This window comes from Streptomyces sp. NPDC001222, from assembly GCF_042896945.1.
GTDB classification, from domain to species: domain Bacteria; phylum Actinomycetota; class Actinomycetes; order Streptomycetales; family Streptomycetaceae; genus Streptomyces; species Streptomyces gibsoniae.
On the sequence record NZ_JBIAXT010000012.1, the window covers coordinates 213,420 to 219,533 of the forward strand.

At 66.0% G+C, this 6,114-nt stretch carries 10 protein-coding genes; all 10 read left to right on the forward strand.

The annotated features are described in order from the left end of the window. The first annotated feature begins 2 nt into the window (after positions 1–2). Positions 3–185 carry a 50S ribosomal protein L30 gene (rpmD, locus tag ACFY2Z_RS19045; RefSeq protein ID WP_003974250.1) on the forward strand — a complete coding sequence of 61 codons (183 nt, stop codon included), beginning with the start codon at positions 3–5 and terminating at the stop codon, positions 183–185. Between the two features lie 2 nt (positions 186–187). Then, positions 188–643, forward strand: a complete 456-nt coding sequence (gene rplO / locus ACFY2Z_RS19050; RefSeq protein WP_390745271.1) for a 50S ribosomal protein L15 — start codon at positions 188–190, stop codon at positions 641–643. Between the two features lie 248 nt (positions 644–891). Further along, positions 892–2,205 carry a preprotein translocase subunit SecY gene (secY, locus tag ACFY2Z_RS19055; RefSeq protein ID WP_390745272.1) on the forward strand — a complete coding sequence of 438 codons (1,314 nt, stop codon included), beginning with the start codon at positions 892–894 and terminating at the stop codon, positions 2,203–2,205. After that, positions 2,205–2,867: an adenylate kinase gene (locus ACFY2Z_RS19060; protein ID WP_390745273.1), complete on the forward strand. Its 663-nt coding sequence runs from the start codon at positions 2,205–2,207 to the stop codon at positions 2,865–2,867. The genes secY and ACFY2Z_RS19060 overlap by 1 nt, the downstream gene beginning before the upstream one ends. Positions 2,868–3,072: 205 nt before the next feature. After that, a complete protein-coding gene (map, locus tag ACFY2Z_RS19065) occupies positions 3,073–3,909 on the forward strand; it encodes a type I methionyl aminopeptidase (protein WP_390745274.1) in 837 nt (278 codons plus the stop codon). 141 nt (positions 3,910–4,050) lie between these two features. After that, positions 4,051–4,272 (forward strand): translation initiation factor IF-1, encoded by a 222-nt coding sequence (infA, locus tag ACFY2Z_RS19070; RefSeq protein ID WP_003948620.1) that lies wholly within the window; start codon positions 4,051–4,053, stop codon positions 4,270–4,272. 81 nt (positions 4,273–4,353) lie between these two features. After that, on the forward strand, positions 4,354–4,467 hold the full coding sequence (rpmJ, locus tag ACFY2Z_RS19075; RefSeq protein ID WP_003974245.1) for a 50S ribosomal protein L36: 114 nt from the start codon (positions 4,354–4,356) through the stop codon (positions 4,465–4,467). Positions 4,468–4,656: 189 nt separating this feature from the next. Next, on the forward strand, positions 4,657–5,037 hold the full coding sequence (gene rpsM, locus ACFY2Z_RS19080) for a 30S ribosomal protein S13 (protein WP_311696765.1): 381 nt from the start codon (positions 4,657–4,659) through the stop codon (positions 5,035–5,037). Between the two features lie 65 nt (positions 5,038–5,102). Beyond that, positions 5,103–5,507 (forward strand): 30S ribosomal protein S11, encoded by a 405-nt coding sequence (gene rpsK, locus ACFY2Z_RS19085; protein ID WP_003956432.1) that lies wholly within the window; start codon positions 5,103–5,105, stop codon positions 5,505–5,507. A gap of 164 nt (positions 5,508–5,671) precedes the next feature. After that, positions 5,672–6,114: DNA-directed RNA polymerase subunit alpha (locus tag ACFY2Z_RS19090; RefSeq protein WP_362355900.1), on the forward strand; the 443-nt coding region annotated here is incomplete at its 3' end.

Here is a 6,114-nt window from a genome sequence, read left to right on the forward strand (position 1 = left end):
TCATGGCGCAGCTCAAGATCACGCAGGTCAAGTCCTACATCGGCAGCAAGCAGAACCACCGTGACACCCTGCGGTCCCTTGGTCTCAAGGGCATCAACACGCAGGTCGTCAAGGAGGACCGCCCCGAGTTCCGCGGCATGGTGCACACCGTCCGCCACCTCGTGACGGTCGAGGAGGTCGACTGATCATGGCGGAGAACAACCCGCTCAAGATCCACAACCTCCGTCCCGCCCCGGGCGCCAAGACCGCCAAGACCCGTGTCGGTCGTGGTGAGGCGTCGAAGGGTAAGACGGCCGGTCGTGGTACCAAGGGCACCAAGGCCCGCTACCAGGTTCCGGAGCGCTTCGAGGGTGGGCAGATGCCCCTCCACATGCGCCTCCCGAAGCTGAAGGGCTTCAAGAACCCGTTCAAGACCGAGTTCCAGGTCGTGAACCTCGACAAGCTGGCCGCGCTCTACCCCGAGGGTGGCGAGGTCACGGTCGAGGGTCTGGTGGCCAAGGGTGCCGTTCGCAAGAACAGCCTCGTCAAGGTCCTCGGCCAGGGCGAGATCTCCGTGGCGCTGCAGGTGACGGTCGACGCCGTCTCCAGCTCCGCCAAGGAGAAGATCACCGCTGCCGGCGGTACCGTCACCGAGCTCGTCTGAGTCTTTCGGACGTCTCGATGACCTGAACGGTCGCAACCGGGGATATCCCACATAAGGGGTATCCCCGGTTGGTCGTTCCAAGGGGGGCAGTCTCGCCGGTAAGGTGGCCTGCACTGCCAACTTTCACAGGGTGCCGCGGTTCGGGCACTCGAGGCGGCAGTCGACCGTTACCTATGTCGTTGTTCGTTCAGTCGGAATCTCAAGACCATCACCCTTGACGCAGTTGCGCGGGGGTCGCAGGAGGCACCGTGCTCACCGCGTTCGCCCGGGCGTTCAGGACGCCCGACCTGCGCAAGAAGCTGCTCTTCACGCTCGGGATCATCGTGGTGTACCGGGTCGGTACGCACATCCCGATCCCCGGCGTCGACTACAAGAGCGTCCAGACCTGCATGCAGGTGGCCAGCTCGAACCGCGGGCTGTTCAGCCTGATCAACATGTTCAGCGGCGGAGCGCTGCTGCAGATCACGGTCTTCGCGCTGGGCATCATGCCGTACATCACGGCGAGCATCATTCTCCAGCTGCTGACCGTGGTCATCCCGCGCCTCGAAGCCCTCAAGAAGGAGGGCCAGGCCGGTACGGCGAAGATCACGCAGTACACCCGCTACCTGACGTTGGCGCTCGCCATCCTGCAGGGCACCGGCCTGGTGGCGACGGCCCGCAGCGGCGCGCTGTTCAACGGCTGCCCGGTGGCGACCCAGATCGTCCCGGACCAGTCGATCTTCACCACCATCACCATGGTCGTCACGATGACGGCGGGCACCTGTGTCGTCATGTGGCTCGGTGAGCTCATCACCGACCGCGGTATCGGCAACGGCATGTCGATCCTGATGTTCATCTCGATCGCCGCGACCTTCCCGAGCGCCCTGTGGGCGATCAAGCTCCAGGGCAAGCTGGCCGGGGGCTGGATCGAGTTCTCCACCGTGATCCTCGTGGGTCTCGTCATGGTCGGTCTGGTCGTGTTCGTCGAGCAGGCCCAGCGGCGGATCCCCGTGCAGTACGCCAAGCGCATGATCGGACGCCGGTCGTACGGAGGCACGTCCACGTACATCCCGCTGAAGGTCAACCAGGCGGGTGTGATCCCTGTGATCTTCGCCTCGTCGCTGCTCTACATCCCGAGCCTGGTGGCCCAGTTCGCGGGCGGCAACTCCAGCTGGAAGACCTGGGTCCAGAACAACCTCACCAAGGGTGACCACCCGATCTACATCACCGTGTACTTCCTCCTGATCGTTTTCTTCGCGTTCTTCTACGTGGCGATCTCATTCAACCCCGAGGAAGTCGCGGACAACATGAAGAAGTATGGTGGCTTCATCCCGGGCATCCGGGCCGGTCGGCCCACCGCTGAGTACCTGTCGTATGTGCTCAACCGGATCACCTGGCCGGGTTCGCTGTACCTGGGTCTGATCGCTCTCGTACCGACAATGGCGTTGGTTGGCTTCGGGGCGAGCCAGAACTTCCCGTTCGGTGGGACCAGCATCCTGATCATCGTGGGTGTCGGCCTCGAGACGGTGAAGCAGATCGAGAGCCAGCTCCAGCAGCGCAATTACGAAGGGTTCCTCCGCTGATGCGAATCGTCCTCGTCGGGCCGCCCGGTGCCGGCAAGGGAACGCAGGCTGCGTTCCTCGCCAAGAACCTGTCGATCCCGCACATCTCCACGGGCGACCTGTTCCGCGCCAACATCAGCCGCCAGACGGAGCTCGGGAAGCTCGCGAAGTCCTACATGGACGCGGGCAACCTGGTCCCGGACGAGGTCACCATCGCGATGGCCAAGGACCGTATGGAGCAGCCGGACGCGCGAGGCGGCTTCCTGCTCGACGGCTTCCCGCGCAACGTCTCGCAGGCCGAGGCGCTGGACGAGATGCTCAAGGCCGAGAGCATGAAGCTGGACGCGGTACTGGACCTGGAGGTCCCCGAGGACGAGGTCGTCAAGCGCATCGCGGGCCGCCGCGTGTGCCGCAACGACTCGTCGCACGTGTTCCACGTGTCGTACAAGCCCCCGAAGCAGGAGGGCGTCTGCGACATCTGCGGCGGTGAGCTGTACCAGCGCGACGACGACTCCGAGGACACCGTCCGCAAGCGGCTGGAGGTCTACCACACGCAGACCGAGCCGATCATCGACTACTACAAGGCCCAGGGCCTGGTGGTCACCATCTCGGCGCTCGGCAAGGTGGAAGAGGTCACCGGGCGCGCGATGGAGGCGCTCAAGCAGAAGGACGGCGACAAGTAGTCGTCGCCGCCACGGCCGCGGTTCCCCTGCCGGGGGCCGCGGCCGAGCTGTGGGCGGTGCCGGTGGCGCCGGATCTCCGGAAGCCCGGCCCCCGAGCCCCCGCCGGCCCGGCGGGATGCCCTCCCCGCACGCGAACCGGGCCGGATGGCGTGTCCCCGTATCGTTGAAGGTATTCGTAGCCCCGGTCAGAAAGGCCGCAGCCCTCATGGTGCAGATCAAGACCCCCGAGCAGATCGCCAAGATGCGTGAGGCGGGGCTGGTCGTCGCCGCCGTGCACGCGGCCACCCGTGAGGCGGCGGTGCCGGGCGCCACGACGAAGGACCTGGACGAGGTGGCGCGCAAGGTCCTCGCCGAGCACGGGGCGAAGTCGAACTTCCTGGGCTACGGCGGCTTCCCCGCGACCATCTGCACCTCCGTGAACGAGGTGGTCGTCCATGGCATCCCCTCCGACGAGGTGGTCCTGAAGGACGGCGACATCATCTCCATCGACGCCGGCGCGATCGTGGACGGCTGGCACGGGGACGCGGCGTTCACCGCCTTCGTGGGATCCGGTCACGCCCCGGAGCTGATCGAGCTGTCCCGGGTGACCGAGGAGTCCATGTGGGCCGGGATCGCGGCCGTGAAGCAGGGACACCGGCTCGTGGACGTCTCCCGGGCGATCGAGACGTACATCCGCCGGCAGCCCAAGCCGGGCGGCGGGCGCTACGGGATCATCGAGGACTACGGCGGCCATGGCATCGGCACCGAGATGCACATGGACCCGCACCTGCTGAACTACGTCGACCGGCGGCGCGGGAAGGGCCCGAAGCTGGTGCCCGGCTTCTGTCTGGCCATCGAGCCGATGGTCTCGCTCGGCACGCCGCGGACCGAGGTCCTCAAGGACGACTGGACCGTCATCACCACCGACGGCACCTGGTCCTCGCACTGGGAGCACTCCGTCGCCCTGACCGAGCAGGGCCCGCTGGTGCTCACGGCTCCCGACGGCGGCAGGGCCAAGCTCGCGGAGTACGGCGTCACCGTTGCTCCCGACCCTCTCGCATAATGATCTTCGGCATGGGGCAGACTCCCCCGATTCGTGTTTCCTGGTGCGCTGACGTAGACTGACTCGTCGGCTCTCGTGCATCCGCATGTCCGCATGCGCTCGTACGGGGTCGATCAAGGTAGTCGATTCGAAGGGCGAAGCGTGGCCAAGAAGCAAGGTGCCATCGAGATCGAGGGCACTGTCGTCGAGTCTCTGCCGAACGCCATGTTCAAGGTCGAGCTCCAGAACGGCCACCAGGTCCTGGCACACATCAGCGGCAAGATGCGTATGCACTACATCCGCATCCTCCCTGACGACCGGGTCGTGGTGGAGCTTTCTCCGTACGACCTGACGCGTGGCCGGATCGTCTACCGCTACAAGTAGATCTTGCCCGCCCCCCGCATCCGCAGGGGGCGCATCCCGCTCACGCGGGGTGGTGGCACTGACCCGGAGAACCTCACACCCATGAAGGTCAAGCCGAGCGTCAAGAAGATCTGCGACAAGTGCAGGGTGATCCGCCGTCACGGCCGGGTCATGGTCATCTGCGACAACCCGCGCCACAAGCAGCGCCAGGGCTGACGCAGGACCGCACCCTCTGCACTGATACGCAGAGATTCGCGCGACGCAAGCTGAATAGTTCATACGCAGGGCCCGAGCCGTATGGCTCGACACCCCCGGTTCGGAGGCCGGGGACCCAGTTCGTACCTCGTACGGCGGCTGGGAGTCGGTTCTGTGGAAGACCTCCGAGTAGTTAACTGGAGCCATTGAATGGCACGCGTTTCCGGTGTTGACATCCCGCGCGAAAAGCGCGTGGAGGTCGCCCTCACCTACGTGTTCGGCATCGGCCGGACCCTCTCGAAGGAGACGCTGGCTGCGACCGGCGTCGACCCGAACACCCGCGTTCGCGACCTGACCGAAGAGCAGCTCGTCGCGATCCGCGAGTACGTCGACAACAACATCAGGACCGAGGGTGACCTCCGTCGTGAGATCCAGGCCGACATCCGCCGCAAGGTGGAGATCGGCTGCTACCAGGGTCTGCGGCACCGCCGCGGTCTGCCCGTCCGCGGTCAGCGCACCAGCACCAACGCCCGTACCCGCAAGGGCCCGCGTCGCGCCATCGCCGGCAAGAAGAAGCCGGGCAAGAAGTAGTCCGCAGCGGACACCTGTCCACGGTCTTCGCTGTAGGACCGACCACCTCCCGTAGGAGTTAGTAGATGCCCCCCAAGGGACGTCAGGGCGCTGCCAAGAAGGTGCGCCGCAAGGAAAAGAAGAACGTCGCTCACGGCCACGCGCACATCAAGAGCACGTTCAACAACACGATCGTCTCGATCACGGACCCGTCCGGCAACGTGATCTCCTGGGCCTCCGCCGGCCACGTCGGCTTCAAGGGCTCCCGGAAGTCCACGCCGTTCGCCGCGCAGATGGCCGCCGAGTCGGCTGCCCGCCGCGCCCAGGAGCACGGCATGCGCAAGGTCGACGTGTTCGTCAAGGGCCCGGGCTCCGGTCGTGAGACCGCTATCCGTTCCCTGCAGGCCACGGGCCTCGAGGTCGGCTCCATCCAGGACGTCACCCCGACCCCGCACAACGGCTGCCGCCCGCCGAAGCGCCGCCGCGTCTGACGCACGGCTGCTTCGTCCGGCAACCGCCGGGCAGTGGTTTCCGGGCGGTACGGCCTCTTCGGGCCGTACCGCCCGTACCCTTGCAGTACCCGCACCTTTCACGGGTGCGGTCTCCGTCGGACGTCAAATAGCGGGCGTCCACGAATGAAGGATCTGATCCACACATGCTGATCGCTCAGCGTCCCTCGTTGACCGAAGAGGTCGTCGACGAGTTCCGCTCCCGGTTCGTGATCGAGCCGCTGGAGCCGGGCTTCGGCTACACCCTCGGCAACTCCCTGCGTCGTACGCTCCTCTCCTCGATCCCGGGTGCGGCGGTCACGTCCATCCGCATCGACGGCGTTCTGCACGAGTTCACCACCGTGCCGGGCGTCAAGGAGGACGTCACCGACCTGATCCTCAACATCAAGCAGCTGGTCGTCTCCTCGGAGCACGACGAGCCGGTCGTGATGTACCTGCGCAAGCAGGGCCCGGGTCTCGTCACCGCCGCCGACATCGCGCCCCCGGCCGGTGTCGAGGTGCACAACCCCGACCTCGTCCTCGCCACGCTCAACGGCAAGGGCAAGCTGGAGATGGAGCTGACCGTCGAGCGCGGTCGCGGTTACGTCTC

What these genes read in the sequence shown, in the direction of transcription:
- rpmD (WP_003974250.1), top strand. Translation starts at nt 3, where the DNA reads ATGGCGCAGCTCAAGATCACGCAGGTCAAGTCCTACATCGGCAGCAAG.
- rplO (WP_390745271.1), top strand. Translation starts at nt 188, where the DNA reads ATGGCGGAGAACAACCCGCTCAAGATCCACAACCTCCGTCCCGCCCCG.
- ACFY2Z_RS19060 (WP_390745273.1), top strand. Translation starts at nt 2,205, where the DNA reads ATGCGAATCGTCCTCGTCGGGCCGCCCGGTGCCGGCAAGGGAACGCAG.
- map (WP_390745274.1), top strand. Translation starts at nt 3,073, where the DNA reads ATGGTGCAGATCAAGACCCCCGAGCAGATCGCCAAGATGCGTGAGGCG.
- rpmJ (WP_003974245.1), top strand. Translation starts at nt 4,354, where the DNA reads ATGAAGGTCAAGCCGAGCGTCAAGAAGATCTGCGACAAGTGCAGGGTG.
- rpsM (WP_311696765.1), top strand. Translation starts at nt 4,657, where the DNA reads ATGGCACGCGTTTCCGGTGTTGACATCCCGCGCGAAAAGCGCGTGGAG.
- rpsK (WP_003956432.1), top strand. Translation starts at nt 5,103, where the DNA reads ATGCCCCCCAAGGGACGTCAGGGCGCTGCCAAGAAGGTGCGCCGCAAG.